Annotated in this window: 17 protein-coding genes; 4 read left to right on the forward strand and 13 right to left on the reverse strand. The window is 73.7% G+C overall.

Annotation, left to right across the window (positions count from 1 at the left end; translation table 11 throughout):
• Nucleotides 1-267 precede the first annotated feature (267 nt).
• Together IG02_RS0113270 and IG02_RS0113275 are read left to right on the forward strand one after the other, a co-directional pair.
• Nucleotides 268-1,047: an alpha/beta hydrolase gene (locus tag IG02_RS0113270; protein WP_030745914.1), complete on the forward strand. Its 780-nt coding sequence runs from the start codon at nucleotides 268-270 to the stop codon at nucleotides 1,045-1,047.
• Nucleotides 956-1,726, forward strand: a complete 771-nt coding sequence (locus tag IG02_RS0113275; RefSeq protein ID WP_420707740.1) for a hypothetical protein — start codon at nucleotides 956-958, stop codon at nucleotides 1,724-1,726. The genes IG02_RS0113270 and IG02_RS0113275 overlap by 92 nt, the downstream gene beginning before the upstream one ends.
• 287 nt (nucleotides 1,727-2,013) lie before the next feature.
• Here the strand turns inward: IG02_RS0113275 and IG02_RS0113280 are convergent, their stop codons facing one another.
• The 6 genes from IG02_RS0113280 to IG02_RS0113305 all read right to left on the reverse strand — a co-directional run bounded on the left by IG02_RS0113280 (nucleotide 2,014) and on the right by IG02_RS0113305 (nucleotide 7,514).
• The gene (locus IG02_RS0113280) at nucleotides 2,014-2,766 is read right to left on the reverse strand and encodes an endonuclease/exonuclease/phosphatase family protein (RefSeq protein WP_030745920.1); all 753 of its coding nucleotides are present in this window, start codon (nucleotides 2,764-2,766) and stop codon (nucleotides 2,014-2,016) included.
• 219 nt (nucleotides 2,767-2,985) lie between these two features.
• On the reverse strand, nucleotides 2,986-3,927 hold the full coding sequence (locus tag IG02_RS0113285; protein ID WP_030745923.1) for an ROK family glucokinase: 942 nt from the start codon (nucleotides 3,925-3,927) through the stop codon (nucleotides 2,986-2,988).
• 64 nt (nucleotides 3,928-3,991) lie between these two features.
• Entirely contained in the window at nucleotides 3,992-4,603 is a 612-nt protein-coding gene (locus tag IG02_RS0113290) for a DUF5304 domain-containing protein (protein ID WP_030745926.1), read from the reverse strand.
• Between the two features lie 124 nt (nucleotides 4,604-4,727).
• Nucleotides 4,728-6,023: an ArsA-related P-loop ATPase gene (locus IG02_RS0113295; protein ID WP_030745929.1), complete on the reverse strand. Its 1,296-nt coding sequence runs from the start codon at nucleotides 6,021-6,023 to the stop codon at nucleotides 4,728-4,730.
• A 5-nt stretch (nucleotides 6,024-6,028) separates the two neighbouring features.
• Complete coding sequence (locus IG02_RS0113300; RefSeq protein WP_030745932.1) at nucleotides 6,029-6,478, reverse strand: SRPBCC family protein; 450 nt, start codon at nucleotides 6,476-6,478, stop codon at nucleotides 6,029-6,031.
• Between the two features lie 268 nt (nucleotides 6,479-6,746).
• Complete coding sequence (locus IG02_RS0113305) at nucleotides 6,747-7,514, reverse strand: metallophosphoesterase family protein (RefSeq protein WP_037802872.1); 768 nt, start codon at nucleotides 7,512-7,514, stop codon at nucleotides 6,747-6,749.
• A 372-nt stretch (nucleotides 7,515-7,886) separates the two neighbouring features.
• Here IG02_RS0113305 and IG02_RS0113310 point away from each other — a divergent pair, with 372 nt between their 5' ends.
• Nucleotides 7,887-9,746 carry an AMP-dependent synthetase/ligase gene (locus tag IG02_RS0113310; RefSeq protein ID WP_030745938.1) on the forward strand — a complete coding sequence of 620 codons (1,860 nt, stop codon included), beginning with the start codon at nucleotides 7,887-7,889 and terminating at the stop codon, nucleotides 9,744-9,746.
• A gap of 94 nt (nucleotides 9,747-9,840) precedes the next feature.
• On the opposite strand, the gene IG02_RS0113315 is transcribed toward IG02_RS0113310, so the two are convergent.
• Complete coding sequence (locus tag IG02_RS0113315; protein WP_030745941.1) at nucleotides 9,841-10,212, reverse strand: MerR family transcriptional regulator; 372 nt, start codon at nucleotides 10,210-10,212, stop codon at nucleotides 9,841-9,843.
• 129 nt (nucleotides 10,213-10,341) lie between these two features.
• Nucleotides 10,342-11,496 (reverse strand): glycosyltransferase family 4 protein, encoded by a 1,155-nt coding sequence (locus tag IG02_RS0113320; protein ID WP_030745944.1) that lies wholly within the window; start codon nucleotides 11,494-11,496, stop codon nucleotides 10,342-10,344.
• A gap of 171 nt (nucleotides 11,497-11,667) precedes the next feature.
• Here IG02_RS0113320 and IG02_RS0113325 point away from each other — a divergent pair, with 171 nt between their 5' ends.
• Complete coding sequence (locus IG02_RS0113325) at nucleotides 11,668-12,963, forward strand: glycosyltransferase 87 family protein (protein ID WP_030745947.1); 1,296 nt, start codon at nucleotides 11,668-11,670, stop codon at nucleotides 12,961-12,963.
• Here the strand turns inward: IG02_RS0113325 and IG02_RS0113330 are convergent.
• The 5 genes from IG02_RS0113330 to IG02_RS0113350 all read right to left on the reverse strand — a co-directional run bounded on the left by IG02_RS0113330 (nucleotide 12,920) and on the right by IG02_RS0113350 (nucleotide 18,770).
• Entirely contained in the window at nucleotides 12,920-14,197 is a 1,278-nt protein-coding gene (locus IG02_RS0113330) for a hypothetical protein (protein ID WP_234314727.1), read from the reverse strand. The two genes, IG02_RS0113325 and IG02_RS0113330, sit on opposite strands and share 44 nt — an antisense overlap.
• A 124-nt stretch (nucleotides 14,198-14,321) precedes the next feature.
• A complete protein-coding gene (locus IG02_RS0113335; RefSeq protein WP_030745951.1) occupies nucleotides 14,322-15,350 on the reverse strand; it encodes an NlpC/P60 family protein in 1,029 nt (342 codons plus the stop codon).
• A 315-nt stretch (nucleotides 15,351-15,665) separates the two neighbouring features.
• Entirely contained in the window at nucleotides 15,666-16,712 is a 1,047-nt protein-coding gene (locus IG02_RS0113340; protein WP_030745953.1) for a C40 family peptidase, read from the reverse strand.
• 413 nt (nucleotides 16,713-17,125) lie between these two features.
• Nucleotides 17,126-18,490: an NYN domain-containing protein gene (locus IG02_RS0113345; RefSeq protein WP_030745955.1), complete on the reverse strand. Its 1,365-nt coding sequence runs from the start codon at nucleotides 18,488-18,490 to the stop codon at nucleotides 17,126-17,128.
• Between the two features lie 37 nt (nucleotides 18,491-18,527).
• Nucleotides 18,528-18,770: a hypothetical protein gene (locus tag IG02_RS0113350; protein WP_030745957.1), complete on the reverse strand. Its 243-nt coding sequence runs from the start codon at nucleotides 18,768-18,770 to the stop codon at nucleotides 18,528-18,530.
• Between the last annotated feature and the right edge of the window lie 127 nt (nucleotides 18,771-18,897).

The following is an 18,897-nucleotide window of genomic DNA, read 5'->3' on the forward strand; positions in this document are numbered from 1 at the left end:
GGTGCCTCCTGTGTGCTGTCGAACAGACCTTAACCCGTGGGCGGCCCGGCCTCTCCTTCCTGTACGTCCTGCGGACCTGGTCGGTGTCGGTCCGGTCGCGTACGGTGAAGTAGTCCTCGGGGCAGTCGCGTCCGCGCTCGGCGGGCTTCCGTGCTCCGCGCGTCCCGCGCCCTGCCCCTCGGACCCGCACGTCCCCGGACCCCACGACCTTCGCGAACCTCCTACGCATACCCCTGCTCCTCCCCTACCCACGAACAGGAGACCCTGGTGCCGGTCCTTCCCGGAGCCGAGCCGTACCGCCACGAGGGCGGAGAGACCGGCGTGCTCCTCTGTCACGGATTCACCGGTTCCCCGCAGTCGCTGCGCCCTTGGGCGGAGTATCTGGCCGGGCGCGGGCTGACGGTGTCCCTGCCGCTGCTCCCCGGGCACGGCACCCACTGGCACGACATGCAGGCCACCGGCTGGCAGGACTGGTACGCGGAGGTGGACCGGGAGCTGCGGGAGCTGCGGGAGCGGTGCCGTCAGGTCTTCGTCTTCGGGCTGTCGATGGGCGGGGCGCTGACGCTGCGGCTGGCGGCGAAGCACGGGCCGGCCATCAGCGGCGTCGTGGTGGTCAACCCGGCGGTGAAGCTGCATGGCGTGACGGCGCGGGCGCTGCCGGTGGTCCGGCATCTGGTGCCGTCGTCGAAGGGGGTGGCGAGCGACATCGCCAAGGAGGGCGCGGTGGAGCTGGGGTACGACCGGGTGCCGCTGCACGCCGCGTACTCGCTGCGGAATTTCCTCCGGCTGGTGGACACTGCGCTGCCCCAGGTGACCCAGCCGTTGTTGCTCCTGCGCAGCCCACGGGACCATGTGGTGCCGCCGGCCGACTCGGCCCGGGTGCTGGCCCGGATCTCCTCGCTCGACGTCCATGAGGTACTGCTGGAACAGAGCTACCACGTGGCGACGTTGGACCATGACGCGGAGCGGATCTTCGAGGAGAGCTACGCGTTCGTCGGCCGGCTCGCTCCGGGAGTCGCGAAGAAGGGGAGCACCAGCGGTGGCTGAGCATGACGCGGACCGCGAGCCGCAGCCGATCGACGAGGACGCGGCCTGGGCGGCGATCGTCGCCGGGTACGGGGAGGAGCCCCCGGACCCGCCGGGCGCCAAGCCGTTCAAGTCGGTGGAGGACCTCGCGCTGCTGGAGGGCGAGCGGAACGGTACGCCCCCGGACGCGGGCCCGGCCGCGGGATCCGGTGCGCCGGGGAACGGCGAGAAGGGGAAGGGCCTCGACAAGGACTCCGGCGACGCCGACGGCGGATCCGCCGGATCCGCCGGATCCGCCGACTCCGCCGACTCCTCGGGGGCGTCCGGCCCTTCGGACACCCCGAAGCAGGCCCTCGGCAGCTCGATCGTCTTCGCACCCGGTGTGGGCGGCGCGGGCCCGCGCGACTACACGCCGGCGGAGCCGCGCGACGACGACCTCGACGAAACGGACGAGGGGCACTTCGTCCCGCCGGAGCCGCCGCCGCTGCCCGAGGCGGACGTGACGGCGAAGTTCGCCTGGCTGGCGGTGGTCGGTGGCCCCGTGCTGATGCTGATCGCCGTGATCGTCGGCTGGGAGATGACCTGGTGGCTGACGACGGTCTGTGTCGGCGGCTTCATCGGCGGCTTCGTGACGCTGGTGGCGCGGATGCAGCAGGACGACGACGAGACCGACGACCCGGGGCGGGGCGCGGTGGTCTGACGCGGCCGCCGGGCCGCGCCTGACGGCCGGGTGCCGAGCCGGGCGGCGCCGCCACCCGCGCGTACGGGTGGCCGGGCGGCCGGGGAGGTCGGAGGCGCGGCCGGCAGCCCCGCCCGGCGCGTACGGACGGCGGACCGACGGGCCGCGGCCGCACGCGCCCGTACAGGACCGCACAAAGCGCTCCCGTACGGTTCCGCGGCGTCCGGGGCCGTACCCCGCCGCGTACGGTCCCCGCGCGGCCCGGGAACCGTGGCGGCCGGCGCCGCGCCGTGGGCTATCCGTGGCGGTCAGCTCGCCGGTACGCGGAGCGCCGCCATGACCGGGAGGTGGTCCGTCGCCGTCCTCAGATCCTGGCCGAACAGCCCCCGCAGGCCGGTCGGCACGCCGCAGCCCAGGACCTCGATGCCCGGCGTGGCGAAGATCGCGTCGATGCGCTGGTGCGGCGCGGCCGCGGTCGATGTGAACTCCCCGCCCCACGGCGCCGTCGCCCAGCAGTCCTGGAGCTTCCCCGCGAGCAGCCGGAAGGCGCGTCCGCCCGGCCGCTCGTTGATGTCGCCCCCGGCGATCGCGTACGGGACGTCCAGGGCCGCCAGTCGTTCGAGCAACAGGCCCGCCTGGGCGTACCGTTCCGCGGCGGCAAGGCTGAGGTGGCAGCTCAGCAGCCCGACGCGGGCCCGGCCGATCCGTACCACCGCGGTCGCGAAGCCACGCTGGTGCAGGCCGGGCGTGCGCGGCAACAGGACGTCCTCGGTCCGCTCCACCGTGGCGCGCAACGAGCACAGCAGCAGCGGCCCGGCGGCCGGCGCGCCGCCGCCGAGCACGACGAGGCCGGTGCGTGCGGCCAGCCGGGCCGCGTGCTTGCGCCAGCGGAAGAACCTCGGCGCCTCCTGGACGAGGACGAGGTCCGGCGCGCAGGCGAGGATCACCCGGGCCAGCGCGTCGCGGTCGTCGCGCATCGAGCGGATGTTGTAGCTGAGGACCCGGACCACGGCCGAACCGTCCGGATCGGTACGGGACTCGGGCAGCGGGAACGTTGCCATGATCACACCATACGAGGGGCCGGGCGGACGGGCCTCCCCGGCGGCCCCCGGTACCGGCCCCGACGCCGCGCCCGGTACCGGAGAGCCCCGGAAAGCCGCCACGCCCGCCGCTCCCTCACCTGGGGCGACGGGCGTGGTCGTTCGCTCGATGGATCACCTTGGTTCAGCCGTCGGGCGCCCGGCTGCCCCACCGGGCGGCTCTGCGGCGGACGCCGCCGTTCAGCCCTGTCTCGCCAGGTCGGCCGCGCCCACCAGTCCGGCCTTGCCACCCAGTTGCGCCGCCAGGACCTGCGCGTGCGGGCGCCACTCACCGCCGATCAGCCAGCGGCGGAAGGACTTGCGGATGGGGCCGAGGACCAGTTCGCCCTCGTCCGAGACACCGCCGCCGACGATGAAGGCCGACGGGTCGAACAGCGAGGCCAGGTCCGCCAGGCCGGCCCCCGCCCAGCGGGCCAGCTCGCGGAAGGAGTCGACGGCCACCGGGTCACCGGCACGCGCCGCCTGGCTGATGTGCTTGCCCTCGATGCCTTCCGGCGTGCCGGTGCCGAGGCCGAGCAGGATCTCCGCGTTCTCCGGCGTCGCGTTGGCGCGCTGGCGCGCGTACCGGACGAGGGCGCGGCCGGACGCGTACTGCTCCCAGCAGCCCTGGCTGCCGCAGCCGCACAGCAGGCCGTCCGGGACCACCCGGATGTGCCCGAACTCCGCCGCCACGCCGAAGCGTCCGCGCCGCAGCTTGTTGCCGATGATGATGCCGCCGCCCAGGCCCGTGCCGAGCGTGATGCAGATGACGTCCTCGTGGCCCTTGCCCGCGCCGAACTTGTACTCGCCCCAGGCCGCCGCGTTGGCGTCGTTCTCCACGACCACGGGCAGGCCGACCCGCTGTTCGACCTTGTCCTTGAGCGGCTCGTGACGCCAGTTGACGTTCGGGGCGAACAGGACGGTCGCGCGCTTGTCGTCGACGTAGCCGGCCGCGCCGATGCCGACCGCGTCGATCTCGTGCCCCTCGCCGGCACCCGAGACGGCCGTGCAGATCGCGTCGACGATGCCCTCCGCGGTCTGCGGGGTGGGCACCTTGTGCGTCTCCAGGATGGTGCCCTCTTCGTCGACCACTCCGGCCGCGATCTTCGTACCGCCGATGTCGACGCCGATGGTGAGTCCCATGAATCCCTCAGTTCCGGTCGAGCCCCGCTACCGCCACCGTACCCGAGGGGGGAAACCCGACCGGTCAGTCCAGGTCGATACGGCCGTCCGGACCTGGGCCTTCGTCCCTGGGGTCGGTGGGGTCGCCCGCCTTCTTCGAGTCCTGGGGGCCGGGCGGGCCGTGTGTGCCACGCGCGTCGCGCGGGCCGTCCGACGCGTCCGTGCCACCGGCCGGTCCCGGGGGCTCGGTGGGCTTCACGGACCGAGTGCGCTCAGTGGGCTCCGTGGGTCCTTCGGTTCCCGAGGGACCCGAGCTCTTCGAGGACTCCCGGGTCCAGCGGGTCTCCTGCGTCTCCACCACGGACCGGTAGGCCGCGAGGAGTTCGTTGCCCGCCGCCGCGAGGTGGTCGAGGACGTCGGGGTTGCGCTCGATGACCGGTTCGACGGCCGCCTTGGCCTGGTCGACGAACTGCCGCACGGCCCCCTGCGCCGCCACCCCGAACAGCGGGCCGGGCAGCGCCGCGACCTTGTCGGCGACCGCGTCCACCAGTTTGCGCAGCTCCTCGGCGGCCGACCCCGGCGGCCGGCCGTGGACGGCGCGGCGGCGGGCCCGCTCGGCCTCCAGGTCCTCGGCGCAGGCCGTGGCCCACGCGTCCGCGTCGCCGGCGGGGCGCCCGCCTGCGTCCGTATCGCTCATGGAGTACTCCCGCGTCGAAAGGGACAGGGCCGGTGCCGATCCCGTGCCGGCGCCCGGGTGTTCGGGCGCGAGGACGCGGGTTCGGCAGGTCTCGTCCCTTCCGACGGTACCCGAACGGCGGCGTTCAGTGCGGGCGCGGCCACAGAGCGGGGTCGGGCGCGAACCTGACCCGCAGCTCTCCGTCCGTGAGGGCCGCGCCGGTGACCGTGCAGCGGCGCAGGGCGGAGGTCAGCGGAACGATGCGCCGGAACCGGCCCACGGTCAGCAGGAGTTCGTCGTCCCGCCGCACCAGCGACAGCTCGCTCTTGACCGCGCCGGGCAACGGCAGGCACCAGAGAAGGAGGTTGTCCTCGGCGAGCCTGTCCTCCGTCCGCCACGGTGGATCGGCGAGGCCCGGTGTCACGGCCGGGGCCGGCCCGGTGCCGGCTCCGGGCACGGCCCCGGGCCCGTCCCCGGCGCTCTCGCCCAGGTCCAGCCGCACCAGGTCGTCCCGGCCCTCCGGGTCCCGGCCGAGGTGTCCGGCCTCGCGGACCGCCGTCCCGGGCCCCCACTCCTCGTACCACTCCTCCAGGCACTTGCGCTGCTGGGCGGCCAGCGTCGCGAGCCAGGGGCCGGTGGCGTCCGGCGGCAGCGTGCGGTTCGCGACGAGCGTGTCCACGCGCAGGCCGTACAGCGCGAGTCCGGTGCGGGCCGTGCGCAGCGCACGCGCCGCGGCCGGCCCCGGCTCCGCGACCAGCCGTACGGTCGTCGCCCGGTCCTCGATCAGCGCCTGCACGGCGGCCAGCTCGGCGTCCCGGCGCGCGGCCGTCTCGTACAGCCACTGCGCGGGCATCGGGACCCCGGCGAGCTGGGCCATCATCGGGCGCAGGGCGCGGGCCGCCTGCCTCTCGCGCGGCAGCAGCCGGCGCAGATAGCGGCGCAGTTGCTCGGGCAGGGCGAGGAGGGGCAGGGCGTCGTCCAGCGGCGGCAGGTCGACGACGAGGGCGTCCCAGCCGCCGCCTATGGCCCGGTACAGCGCCTGGAGCAGGGCCGACCGGTCGCTGCCCGGCAGTTCGGTCAGCTCCTCGTCGGTGAGCTTGCGGGCACCGAGCAGGTCGAGCAGGGTGGCCGCGCGCTCCTGGAGGGCGAGGAGTTCGGATCGGAAGTGCTCACCGGAGTCGATCCGCGCGGCCCACAGGCCGGGGGCCACCTCGGTGGGTCCGTGACCGGCCCCGGACGCCGTGTCCGGGGCGGTCCCCCCGCCCGCGACGGGGCCCGCGTCGGGGCCCAGGGTGCCGGGCTCGGTGCCGAGAAGTTCGCCCAGCGGGTCGGCGGAGAGCAGCAGCGTGCGCCCGCCGCCCCGGGCGAAGGCCAGGGCGGTCGCCGCCGCCACGGTGGTACGGCCCGCGCCGCCGGTGCCGGTGACCAGGACCGTACGCATGGGGCTCAGGCTCCCGGGGCGGATTCGACGCGCTTCTTCAGACCGGCCAGGGCGCGGTCGATGATGACCTTCTCGGCCTTGCGCTTGATCATGCCGAGCATCGGGATCTTGACGTCGACGGTGAGCCGGTAGGTGACCTCGGTGCGCGTGCCGCCGTCGACTGGCGCGAGGAAGTACGAGCCGTCCAGCGCGCGCAGCATCTGGGACTTCACCAGGGTCCAGCTGACCTCGTCCGGCCCCTTCCAGGTGTAGGCGAGGGTGTGGTCGTCCTTGATCGCCCCGGCGTCCAGCACCAGCCGGACCTGCTCGGCGCGGCCCTCGGCGTCGGTGACGAGCACCTCGGCCTCCTTCACCTCACCGGTCCACTCCGGATAGCGGGCGAAGTCTGCGATCACGCCCATGACGTCGGCCGGTGCCGCCTCGATCGTGATGCTCGAACTGGTGTGTTCCGCCATCGCCGTGCTCCTCGGATGCTGGGTACGCGGGGTGAAGGCTATCGCGAGTGGGCGTGCGCCCCTTTCAGGGTTACCTCTCGACGCCCGTCCAGGCTGCCGGACAGGGGATTTCCGGTCACCGCACCGCCCCGGCCGGGAGCGGCGCGAGCCGTCACGTGCGCGGCGCCACGGGCACGGCGTCACGGGCACGGCGTCACGGGCACGGCGCCACCGTCGGGTCGCGTCGCCGGGTCGTCACGGCGCCGTCGCCCTCACCCTCGTCACGCCGTCACCACTCGAGCGTCCAGGGCCGCCCGGTCGAGGCGAAGTGGCCGACGTTCACGCATTCGGTGCGGCCGACGCGCATCCGCCGCGCCAGCGGCTGGTGGACGTGGCCGAAGAGCGCGTACCGCGGCTTCGTCCGCCTGATGGCCGCCAGCAGTGCGCCGCTGCCGCGCTCGAAACGGCGCGCCACGGTGTCGTACGTCAGTTCCGGCAGGTCGGGCGGGATGTGCGAGCACAACACGTCGACCTCGCCGAGCGCCTCGACCTTGGCCGCGTACTCCTCGTCGGATATCTCGTACGGCGTGCGCATGGGCGTACGGAGCCCGCCGCCGACGAATCCGAAGACGCGGCCGCCCAGTTCGACGCGCTCGCCGTCGAGCACGGTCGTACCCGGCCGCGCGTACTCCGGCCAGAACGCCGGTATGTCGACATTGCCGTAGGTGGCGTACGTGGGGGTGGGGAAGGCCGCGAACAGCTCTTCGTACTGGCGGCGCACCGCCTGCTGGATCGCGGTCATCGGCTCGACCCCGATGTCCGCCCACAGTCGTGCGGCGAAGTCGCGGGCCTCGCCGAAGCGGCGGGCGGTGCGCAGCTCGACGATCCGGTCGGCGTTCTCGGTGCCGAAGAGGTCGGGGAAGATGCCGCGCGAGTGGTCCGCGTAGTCGAGGAAGAGGACGAGGTCACCCAGGCAGACGAGCGCGTCCGCGCCGTCCGCCGCCGCCGCGAGGTCGCGCGCGTTGCCGTGTACGTCACTGACCACGTTGATCCGCATACCGCGGTCACCACCGTCCCTCATGTCACCACTGCCTCGTACGTCATCGCCGCCTTGTACGACGATCACCCTAGAACGCGGGTCCCCCGGCCGGTAGGGCGGCCGGACCTGCGGTTCCTTCCGCACGGTCCGGCAGGTGGACTACGCTTCGCGCAGCGATGTCCTCGCATGTATGGCCACGGTGTGACCGTCGTGTGGCCATATGTGTGACCCGGAGAACATCTGACAGGTCCCCCTATCGGATGCTGGTACCGATGGGTAACGTCCGGGCAGTCCCGGCGTGCTCAGGTCATCGAGCACCCGACCGATCGATGGACCAGCCGTCGTGTACACAGAAGCGGTGACGCCGGCGCCCGGTGAGGAGCAGCAGTCTTGCGCGAGTTCAGCCTTCCGGCCCTGTACGAGGTCCCCTCGGACGGCAATCTGACGGATCTCGTCCGCCGCAACGCGACACAGCACCCCGATGTGGCGGTGCTGGGCCGCAAGGTCGGCGGTGTCTGGACGGATGTGACGGCGGCGCAGTTCCTCGCCGAGGTACGGACCGTGGCCAAGGGGCTGATCGCGGCGGGCGTCCGGCCGGGCGACCGGGTCGCGCTGATGTCCCGGACCCGCTTCGAATGGGTGCAGCTGGACTTCGCGATCTGGACCGCGGGCGGGGTGACCGTCCCGGTGTACGAGACGAGTTCCGCCGAGCAGTTGCAGTGGATCCTCGGGGACTCGGGCGCGGTCGCGGCGATCGTGGAGAACGACGGGCACGTGGCGACGCTGGAGTCGGTCCGGGCCGCGCTGCCGGACCTGCGGAAGGTCTGGCGGATCGAGCCGGGCGACGCGTCCGGCCCAGACGGTTCGAACGGCTCGAACGGCTCGGGCGGTTCGGAGGGCCCCGGCGCCATCGCCGAACTGACCGCCCTCGGCGCGGACATCACGGACGCGGAGGTCGACGAGCGGGCCGCGACGGCGAAGGCCGACGACCCGGCCACCATCGTCTACACCTCGGGGACCACCGGGCGGCCCAAGGGGTGCGTGCTGACGCACCGCAGCTTCTTCGCCGAGTGCGGCAACGCGGTGGAACGGCTCAAGCCCCTCTTCCGCACCGGCGAGTGCTCGGTCCTGCTGTTCCTGCCGACCGCGCACGTCTTCGGACGGCTGGTGGAGGTCGCGGCCGTGATGGCGCCGATCAAGCTGGGCTGCGTGCCGGACATCAAGAACCTCACCGAGGACCTGGCCTCCTTCCGGCCCACGATGATCCTCGGTGTGCCGCGCGTCTTCGAGAAGGTCTACAACGCGGCGCGCGCGACGGCTCAGGCGGCGGGCAAGGGCAAGATCTTCGACCGGGCGACGCGGACGTCCGTCGCGTACAGCAGGGCCCTGTCCACGCCCCGGGGCCCGTCCCTCGGCCTGAAGGTCCGGCACAAGGTCTTCGACGTCCTCGTCTACCGCAAGCTGCGCGCGGTGCTCGGCGGCAACGGCGAGTACGCCATCTCCGGCGGCGCCCCCCTCGGCGAGCGCCTGGGCCATTTCTTCCGCGGCATCGGCTTCACGGTGCTGGAGGGGTACGGCCTCACCGAGTCCTGCGCGGCCACCGCCTTCAACCCGTGGGACCGCCAGAAGATCGGCACGGTCGGCCAGCCGCTGCCGGGCTCCGTCGTGCGGATCGCCGACGACGGCGAGGTGCTGCTGCACGGCGAGCACCTGTTCACGGGGTACTGGAACAACGCCGAGGCGACGGCCGAGGCCCTGTCCGACGGCTGGTTCCACACCGGCGACATAGGGACGCTGGACGAGGACGGCTACCTCACGATCACCGGCCGGAAGAAGGAGATCCTGGTGACGGCCGGGGGCAAGAACGTCGCCCCGGCGGTGATCGAGGACCGCATCCGCGGCCATGCCCTGATCGCGGAGTGCATGGTGGTCGGCGACGGCCGCCCGTTCGTGGGCGCCCTGATCACGCTCGACGAGGAGTTCCTCACCCGCTGGGCGAAGGATCACGGCAAGCCGGCCGACGCGACCCCGGCTGCCCTGCGCCTGGACCCGGAGCTGCTGGCCGAGATCCAGCGGGCGGTGGACGAGGGGAACGCGGCGGTCTCGAAGGCGGAGTCGGTACGGAAGTTCCGCGTGCTGACGGGGCAGTTCACGGAGGAGGCGGGGCACCTCACGCCGTCGATGAAGCTGAAGCGGAACGTGGTGGCGAAGGACTTCGCGGAGGAGATCGAGGCGATCTACCAGCCCTGAGCCGGGCCCGTGCGGAGGGGGGGGCACGCCGGGACCGCGAGCCCCGGCGGGCCCCGCCTCCGCACGCCGGGCACCTCCTCACGCGGACGTCCCCTCACGCGGGACGGCGCACCTCCCACTCCGGCCAGACGTCGGTGGCCTCGGTGATGAGGCCGTCGAGCCGGTCCCGGGCGCCCTTCAGGTCGTTGATCTGCCGGTCGATACGGTCCCGCTCGGTCACCAGCCGGTCGAGCATCGGCGGCGATGTCCGCCCGGCGGAGAGGCACGGCAGCAGGTACAGGATCGTGCCGCTCGACAGCCCCGCGCCGTACAGCTGCTGAATCATCCGGACGCGGTCCACCGCCTGTTCCGGATAGTGCCGCTGCCCGCCCGGGCTGCGGTCCGAGGGAAGCAGCCGCTGCTCCTCGTAGTACCGCAGCGCCCGTACGCTCACGCCGGTCCTCCTGGCGAGCTCACCGATCCGCACAGCACCCCCGGGTGATCCAGGCCGCACGGGCCCTTCCGAACTTTCCTCTGACGTCAACGTCAGGTTTCAGCGTAGTCGACGCACGCCCCGGCCGGGACACATACCGTGGCGCCGCCTGCCGGTCTCGCGCTACAGCAGCTCCCGCAACCGGGCCGCCAGCAGGTCCCAGCGCCACTTCTCCTCCACCCACGCCCGGCCCCGCTCCCCCATCGTCCGCCGCAGCTCGGGATCCTGGAGCAGGGGTACGAGCCGGTCCGCCGTCTCCCGCACCGCCGCCTCGCGCGGAGCGCCCCGTACCACCCAGCCCGTCTCGCCCGGGAGCACCGCGTCCGGCGCGCCGCCGGAGTCGCCCGCCACCACCGGGAGGCCCGTGGCCGAGGCTTCGAGGTAGACGATCCCGAGGCCCTCCACGTCGAGACCGCCCCGGCGGGTGCGGCAGGGCATGGCGAAGACGTCGCCCGCGCCGTAGTGCGCGGGGAGTTCGGACCAGGGCACGGCGCCGGTGAAGCGGACGGCGTCCGCGACGCCCGTCTCGCGGGCCAGCCGGCGCAGGTCCTTCTCGTACGGTCCGCCGCCGACGATCAGCAGCACCGCGTCCGGCACGTGCGCCAGGATCGCGGGCAGCGCCAGGATCAGCGTGTCCTGGCCCTTGCGCGGGACCAGCCGGGAGACGCAGACGACGACCGGGCGTCCCGTCAGGCCCAGGCGCTCCCGGATCTCCGTGCCCCCCGACCCCGGGTGGAAGGTCTTCTCGTCGACGCCCGGCGGCAGTTGCACCATGCGCGCGGCGGCCTCGGGCGTCAGCGCGGGCGCGATGCGCGAGCGGGTGTACTCACCCAGATAGGTGATCGTGTCGGTCCCCTCGCCGATGCGCCGCAGCAGTTGCCGGGAGCCGGGCAGCTGGGCCCAGCCGGCCTCGTGGCCATGGGTGGTGGCGACCAGGCGCCGCGCGCCCGCCGCCCGCAGCGCGGGCCCCATCAGGCCGAGCGGCGCCGCAGCGCCGAACCAGACCGACTCGCAGCCGTGCTCCCGCAGCAGCCGGCTCGCCCGCCGGGTGACGCGCGGGGTCGGCAGCAGCATCGTCGTGGGGTCGCGCACGACGGTGAAGGGCTGCTCGGCGTCGAACGCGGCGGTCGCCTCGGCGCCCTCCCGGCCGCGCTTCCAGGTGGACGCGTACACGACGAGCCGCTCGGGATCCAGCCGGAGCGCGATGTTGTGCAGGAACGCCTGGATGCCCCCGGGCCTGGGCGGAAAGTCATTGGTCACGATCAATGTCTTGCGCATCGCCGCCGACAGTAGCCGAACCCGGCCGGAGCAGCCCGGCGGCCCCGCCTCATGGCTCTCGCACGGGCACACCCGGCATCATGACCCCCGCGATCACGCACGGACAAAAAGAATGAACACGACGAACGGGTATGGGCGAGCGCCCGAGGGCGCGGATCGGACGAGGTGGTCATGGCGCGGGCGAACGGCACCGTATTCGCGGTCGCGGCTTGGGGCCTCACGAGGGCGGTGCTGCTGCTCTGCGTGTTCCGGGTCATCGTCCCGCCGGGCCCCGACGTCACCGCCGACGTGTCGGTGATCTACCACGGCTGGTACGAGGTGCTGAGGTCCGGCAGTTATCCGCTGACCGATGTGACCTGGCAGTACCCGCCCGCGGCCGCGCTCGCGATCGCGTCCCCGGCCGTGCTGCCCTTCCTCGGGTACGCCACCGCGTTCTTCGTGCTGGTGTTCCTGTGCGACGCGGTCGTCCTCACCCTGCTGCTCCACGCGGCCCGGGACCGGCGCGAGGGCCAGGGCCCGAGCCGGGACCAGGGCCGGAGCCCCGACCCGGGCGGGGGCCGGTCGGTGCGCGGGGCGTGGGCCTGGGTGGCCGGGGTGCCGCTGCTCGGACCGACCGCGTACGCGCGCTACGACCTGATGGTGACGGCGGTGGCCGTCGCCGCGCTGCTCCACGCGGGCAGGCCCCGCCTGATGGGCGCGCTCGCCGCGTTCGGCGCGCTGCTGAAGGTCTGGCCGGCGCTGCTGCTGGTGGGCACCGAGCGCGGTGCGCCGACCCGCCGGGCGTGGGGCACGGCGGCCGTCACGGCGGCGGGGATCGTCGTGCTCTGTCTGCTGGCGCTGCCGGGGTCGCTGGCCTTCCTCACCTTCCAGCGGGACCGCGGCACGGAGATCGAGTCGCTGGGCGCCCTGGTCTTCCAGGTGGCGCGGCACACCGGCTGGGACGGCGGGGTGCTGCTCAGCTACGGCTCGGTCGAGTTCGCCGGACCGTACGTCCCGCTGGTCAGCGGTGCCGCGCTGGGACTGACCGTGCTCGCGCTGTGCTGGCTGCTGCTGTGGCGGCTGCGGGCGCGCGCGTTCACCGCGCGCACCCCGGCCGAGGCGGCGTTCGCCGCGGTCCTGCTGTTCACGACGACAAGCCGGGTGATCAGCCCGCAGTACATGCTGTGGCTGGTCGGGCTGGCCGCCGTCTGCCTGGTCGCGCGGACGAGCCGGATGGCGCTGCCGGCCTGGATGGTGCTGGTCGCGACGGCGGTGACGCAGCTGGAGTTCCCGCTGTTCTTCGACCTGGTGGTGACCGGCGATCCGGCCGGTGTCGCGCTGCTGGCGGTACGGAACGGACTGCTGGTCACCGCGACCGTGCTCGCCTGCCGCCGACTGTGGCGGGCCACGGTACCGGGCCGGGGCGCCGGGCCGGCGGTCCCGGTCAGCCCAGCCGACGGCGCGCATACGCGCGCCAGCGCGCGGTGAGGCCGTCGGCGCTCGTGGCCAGTACGTCGCGCGCGGCGCGCGCCACGGCGCCTTCGCGCCGCTCCTGGCCGCCGACCGCGCGGTAGAAGTCGGTGAGCCGCCGCTCGCCCCAGCGCTCCGCGATCAGCTCGCAGGCCAGCCAGGCGCCCTCGTACGCCCGGGCCAGCCGGTCGGCGTCGCCGCCGAAGGCGAAGTCGTCGTCGGACGGCAGCCCGGCGGGCAGCTCGCCCCGGCGCACGGCGCGCTGGAGTTCCGGCGCGATCCGGCTCGCGGCCCGGCCCGTGCGCCGGTAGGCGACCCAGTCCGCGAAGCCCTCGGAGAGCCAGGTGGGCGTGGCGGCGGAGGTGGCGGTACGGGTGGCCACGTGCGTGGTCTCGTGGGTGAGGACGACCTGCCGGCCGAAGCGGGTGAGGGAGCCGTACGCCTCTGGGTTCACCACGATCCGGTCGGCGGGCGCGGCGGGCGCGGCGCCCGCTCGGCCGGCCTGGCCGGTGGTGACGGCGGCGATGCCCCGGTAGCCGTCGGCCGGCCCGCCCAGCAGAGCGGCCATGGCCGCCGCCGAGCCGGGCACGAGCAGCACCGTCTTCCGGGCCCAGGAGTCCGGCCAGGCGTCCGTCACGGCGGGTACGGCCCGGTCCGCCGCCGCCGCGAGAGCGCGCAGCGCGGCGTCCTCCTGCCCGACGCCCAGGACGAGGGCGCGGGCGCCGCGTACGGCCCGTACCGTGCCCTGCTGCCACAGCTGCGGCGTGCCGCCCTCGGCCGGCCGGTCGGCGGTGACGTACCACCGCCCGGCCCGCTCGCCGAGCTCCAGGAGGCGGGGCGTGGCGACCGGCGCGCTGTCGTGACCGGTGAGCCGGTAGCGCAGATCGGCGTGCACGGTGGCCCGCGCGCCGGAGCGTGCGACGTCCGTGATCCGGTACTCCCATGCGCCCAGCGGCACCTCCGCGAGGTCGCGGAACGCCCGGCGCTCGGCGGTGCGCAGGCCCTGGGCGCCGGGCGCGAGGGCGTCGAGGTACGCCCGCTCGTCCCGGGCGAGGACGGCCGCCGCCCGGCGGGCCAGCGTCCACCGGATCCTCGCCTCGGCGTCCGGCGACGGATCGGCGGCCCGGGGCGCGGCCGGGCGGCCGCAGCCGGACACGGCGGGCGCGATCAGCACCGCGGCCAGCCCGGAGACGGCCGTACGCCGGCGCACTCCGCCGGGCGTCCCCGCCGTCGTACGCTCCTGACCCGCCACGCGCCGATCGTACGGGGTCGACGGCGGACCGTTCGGGGCCGCGGTGCGACGCGGTGCGACGCCGGGCGGTGGGACCGGGCGGAACGGCCGCGACCGTCTGTCCGGCGGAGTCGGTGCGGCGGAGTCAGACGCGGGTCACCGAGGACACCGGCAGCATGCCGACCGGGTCGTAGCGCACGGCGGCTCCCGGGTACGGCGCGTGGATCACCTGGCCGTTGCCCACGTACAGCCCGATGTGGCTCGCGTCGTCGCGGTACGCCACGAGGTCCCCCGGCCGCGCCTCCGCGAGCGAGACCTGGCGTCCCGCGTACCGCTGGGCCTGCGAGGTCCGCGGCAGGCCCACGCCCGCCTGCGCGTACGACCACTGGGTGAGGCCGGAACAGTCGAAGCCCGTGGGGCCGTTGGCGCCCCACACGTAGGGCAGCCCGACCGCGCGCTGTGCCGCCCGGACGGCCGCCGCCGCGCGTTCCGAGGCGGGCGCGCCACCGGAGAGCGTGGGCAGTCCGTCGCGGTCGGAGCGGGAGGCACGGTCGTAGGCGTCGCGCTCGGCGGTGGGCAGGGAGGCCAGCAGCCGCCGGGCCTCGGCGAGTTTGCGCTCGACGCTCCGCTTGTGACGGGCGACGGCGGCCCGGCTGCGCTCCAACTCCTTGAGGTCGTGCGCCGCTTCCATGCGGACCTGTCCCAACCGCCGCCGCGCCTCTTTCAGTTCCCGCAGGACGCCGGACTGCCGGGCGCCCGCCCGTGCCAGGTCGCTCGCCTTCTCCAGATAGCTGTCGGGGTCGGAGGAGAGCAGCAGGGCCAGCTCGGGGTCGAGCCCGCCGGAGCGGTACTGGGCGCCGGCGACCGCGCCGAGCACGCCCCGCATCCGGTTGACGCGTTCCTGTCCCCGGGCGGCGCCGTCCTGCGCCCGGTCCACCGACCTCCGCAACTGGTCCACCTGTTCGTCCGCCTTGTTGTACCGCTCGGTCGCCTTCTCGGCCTCCTCGTACAGCCGGTCGACCTTCGCCCGCACCGCCTCCGGGGTCCGCCGCGGGTCGGCGTCCGCGTGCGAGGCGCCGAGGGCCGCGGCCGCCGTCGCCGCCGCGGCGGACACGACGGTCACCCGGGCGCCGACACCGAGGACGGGTTGTGAGGGACGGCGATGGGACACCACAGGAAGCCGCGCTCCCTTCCGCTTCCGCTGTACACACAGGCGCGGCTCCTGCCGCCCGACGGGCGGAGCGATGGCCGGGGCCGCACGCAGCAGACAGTAGCGGGATGATCACGGAGCGGCCAACGACCGTAGGGGGCACGCACAGTGACGCCCCGCCGTGGACCACAGGTCACCGGCGGGGCGGGGGTCAGCGGACGTCCGCGGAATTCGCTCGATCGGGCGGTGTGGGCGCCGTAGGGTGCGGACAGCGGACCGGGACCGCGCGTCGCGTACATACGTCCGTGACGACGGGCGAGGGGCCCGGACGGGGCACGGTCAGACGCGGACGCCGAACTGGAACGGCATGTTGTTGATGGACTCGTAGCGCACCTGGGCGCCCGGCTTCGGCGCGTGCAGCACCTGGCCGTTGCCCGCGTACAGGCCGACGTGGTGCAGGTCGCCGTAGAACAGGACCAGGTCGCCCTGCTTGAGTTCGCCCTGCGACAGGCGCGCGCCGGCCCCGGCCTGCGCCTCGGAGGTACGGGGTATGGAGACACCGGCCTGGGCGTAGGCCCAGGAGGTGAGTCCCGAGCAGTCGAACGAGCTGGGGCCGCTGGCGCCGTAGACGTACGGGGTGCCGATCTTGCTCTGCGCGGCGGCGAACGCGGCGGCGGCCCGGTTCGAACCGGGCGGAGCGTCGCCCAGATCGGTACGGGCGGAGCTGCCGCCGCCACTGCCGCTGCCCCGGCTGGCGCGCTCCTCGTCCTCCTTCTGGAGCGCGGCGCGCTCCTGCTCGGTGAGCGTGTTCAGGAGTTCCTGCGCGGCGGCGTACTTGGCCTGGGCTTCCTTCTTCTTCTTGGCGAACTCCTTGCGGGTCTCCGCGAGGTCCTTGACCTTGTCCTGGGCCTCCTTGCGCTGCTGCGCGAGAGAGCGCTGCTTGGCCTGGATGTCCTGGATCTGGTCCGCCTGCTTGGCACTGACCTGGTCGAGCGCGGACGCCTGTTCCAGGTATGTGTCGGGGTCCGAGGAGAGGAAGAGCTGCACGGAGGGGTCGATGCCGCCGTTGCGGTACTGGGAGCTGGCGATCGCACCGAGCGCGGTGCGCATCTGGTTGAGCTCGCCCTGGCCCCGCGCGACCTTGTCCTGGAGCGCGCCGACCTGCTCCTCGAGCTTGTCCTGCGCCTCCTTGGCCCCGTTGTACTTCTCGGTGGCCGCCTCCGCGTCCTCGTAGAGCTTGTCGACCTCCTCCTTGACCTCCGCCTTGCTCGGCTTCGGGTCGGCCTGCGCGGCCTGGGAGGACATGGCGACAGCGGCGGCGGCGGTCGCGGTGAGCACGGTCACACGGGCGCGGCTCGGCTGCTTGGGACGACGGTGGGACGCCACGGAGGCGAGCTCCTTCTTCCTCAGCCGCCTACCGGGCCAGGAGGACGGACCCGGCCCCGGCTCCTCGCGTCCGGCACCCCCGCGAGCAGGGCTGGACTGCGAGAAATCGGCGGTGCCTTCGCTGTCACCCCGGGTGGGTGATCAACCGCGCGAAGGTTCGAGCCATGACCTTAGTGACCGCCCCGTGATCAGTTCAAATCCTTCCCGAAAAAATCTCGGTCAGAGAGGGCATTATTTACCGACACCGAGCATGCAGTAATGGCCATTTGACGCTACGTTCCCCCACCGTACGACCAATTCGGTCATTACCGGAGAGAATTGAAGGAAAACCGATTGAACACGACGGAGCGAACGGAGAAGTACGAAGGCGGCGAACGCGAGGAAGTGGCGAGAACAGGCGGAACCGAGCACGGTCAGACGCGGGAGAGCCGCTTCAACAACAAGGCGGACGCCACCGGCCTGGCCCCCGCCTTCGCCACCCCGTCGGCGACCTCTCTGTCGGTGGAGACCACCACGACGGGCCGGCCCGGCGGCTCCGCCCGTACGAGCTGCCGGATCAGCTCGTCCGCCGTCACCCCCGGCTTGGAGAACAGCACCCGCACCCCGCGCGGTGGCGCCAGCAACACCGGCGCGGCCAGCTCCGCACCGTCGAAGACACAGGTCATCTCGGCGCCCGTCTGCGCCGCCAGCATCGCGAGACCGCCCAGCAGCCGCAACCGCTGCTTCTCCAACGGCATCGTCGGATAACCGGTCTTGGTGACGTTGTAGCCGTCCACCACCAGATGCGCCTGCGGCAGCGCGAGCAACTGGTCGAGCAGCGCGGGGTCGGTCTCGGACAGCGCGCGGGCCGCCACGTCCTTCGGGGACATCCTGCCCGGTTCCACCGCGTCCACCAGATCGGCCGGGCGGACGGCGGCGGGCGGCAGCGCCAGTTCCCGCCGCAGCCCCTGGGCCGAATCCAGCAGGGTGTCCAGCAGCAACCGCAGCCGCATGTCCTCGACGGAACGCCCCTCGCGCGCGGCCCTGCGGCTCGCCTCGACCGCCGACTCCGCCTCCCCGAGCCGCGCCTTGACCCGGCGGGTCTCGCTCTCCGCGGCCGACACCTGCGCGGCGGCCTCGGCCCTGACCGCCTCGGTCTCCGCGGCGAGGCGGCGCAGCGCGGCCTCGCCGCGCCGCACGTCGCTCTGGGCGCTGCGCAGCTTGCGGTGCAGTGACTCGGCCTCCTTGCGGACGCCGTCCAGCTCCGCTCGCAACCGGTCCGACTCGCTCTTCGCCCGCTCCCTGGCCCCGGCCAGCTCGGCCCGCAGCCGGTCCAGCTCGCGCCGGGTCTCCTCGTCCACCCGCTCGGCGTCGGCCCGCTGGGCCTCCTCGCCCGCGGCGGCCACCAACTTCACCCATCCGGGGGGCCTGAGAACGTAGGCGGCCGCGGCCACGTCGACCGGATCGGCGGCGGCCGGCGGCGAACCGGCCTCCAGGGCGGCCGTCAGCTCCGGCTGGGCCACGCCCAGCCGTTCACCGATCCGCTGCCGGAACAGCGGGTCGCTCTCCAGGGCGGCGGCCATCGCGTTCCCCGCGAACTTCGCCCGTCGGCTCGGGGTGAAGCGGGCGTACTGCCGCAACTGCACCGGGAGTTCGGTGACGGTCAGCCCGCCGAAGGCGTCCGAGACCAGCGCCACGACCCGGCGCCGTACCCCGTCCGGGAGCGGGCGGTCGAGCTCCTCCACGGCGTCGCCGCCGGCCGCGTCGGCCGGCTCAGCACCGCTCGAGGACTGCGCCACGATCCGTCACCCCATCTACCCCTTTCGGGCGGCTCCCTCAGGAACCCGATCCCGGCCTGTCCACCAGCTCGATCTGATCCACCGCGTTGCACCAACGGCAGCGCACCGACTCGATGGTCTCACTGACCACCTCGCGCTCCTCGACCTTCGGTTCTCCCGCCAGGTCCAGATGGACGTACTCCACGGCCCTGGAGGACCGGGTCACGTCGAACCTCGTGAGATTGCCGCACAGCGTGCAGCGCCACCGGGTGGTGGCTGTCGGCTGGGGAACCGTCGTCATCGTCTGCCGCCCTCTTTCCCTCGTCCTTGATGCGGTTGCCCCGCGGTGCGCCGTCGAACTGCGGATGAATGTCCTTCCGCAACCCTACGGCCTCACGGGTACCCGACGGGAGCGGCGAGGCACTCTG

The organism is Streptomyces sp. NRRL F-5135, assembly GCF_000719775.1.
Taxonomy (GTDB): domain Bacteria; phylum Actinomycetota; class Actinomycetes; order Streptomycetales; family Streptomycetaceae; genus Streptomyces; species Streptomyces hebeiensis.

Coding starts and splice junctions, on each gene's coding strand:
- IG02_RS0113285 (WP_030745923.1), bottom strand. CDS start 3,927: ATGGGACTCACCATCGGCGTCGACATCGGCGGTACGAAGATCGCGGCC.
- IG02_RS0113295 (WP_030745929.1), bottom strand. CDS start 6,023: ATGCGTACGGTCCTGGTCACCGGCACCGGCGGCGCGGGCCGTACCACC.
- IG02_RS0113300 (WP_030745932.1), bottom strand. CDS start 6,478: ATGGCGGAACACACCAGTTCGAGCATCACGATCGAGGCGGCACCGGCC.
- IG02_RS0113325 (WP_030745947.1), top strand. CDS start 11,668: ATGGCGCGGGCGAACGGCACCGTATTCGCGGTCGCGGCTTGGGGCCTC.
- IG02_RS0113290 (WP_030745926.1), bottom strand. CDS start 4,603: ATGAGCGATACGGACGCAGGCGGGCGCCCCGCCGGCGACGCGGACGCG.
- IG02_RS0113350 (WP_030745957.1), bottom strand. CDS start 18,770: ATGACGACGGTTCCCCAGCCGACAGCCACCACCCGGTGGCGCTGCACG.
- IG02_RS0113305 (WP_037802872.1), bottom strand. CDS start 7,514: ATGCGGATCAACGTGGTCAGTGACGTACACGGCAACGCGCGCGACCTC.
- IG02_RS0113280 (WP_030745920.1), bottom strand. CDS start 2,766: ATGGCAACGTTCCCGCTGCCCGAGTCCCGTACCGATCCGGACGGTTCG.
- IG02_RS0113275 (WP_420707740.1), top strand. CDS start 956: ATGACGCGGAGCGGATCTTCGAGGAGAGCTACGCGTTCGTCGGCCGGC.
- IG02_RS0113320 (WP_030745944.1), bottom strand. CDS start 11,496: ATGCGCAAGACATTGATCGTGACCAATGACTTTCCGCCCAGGCCCGGG.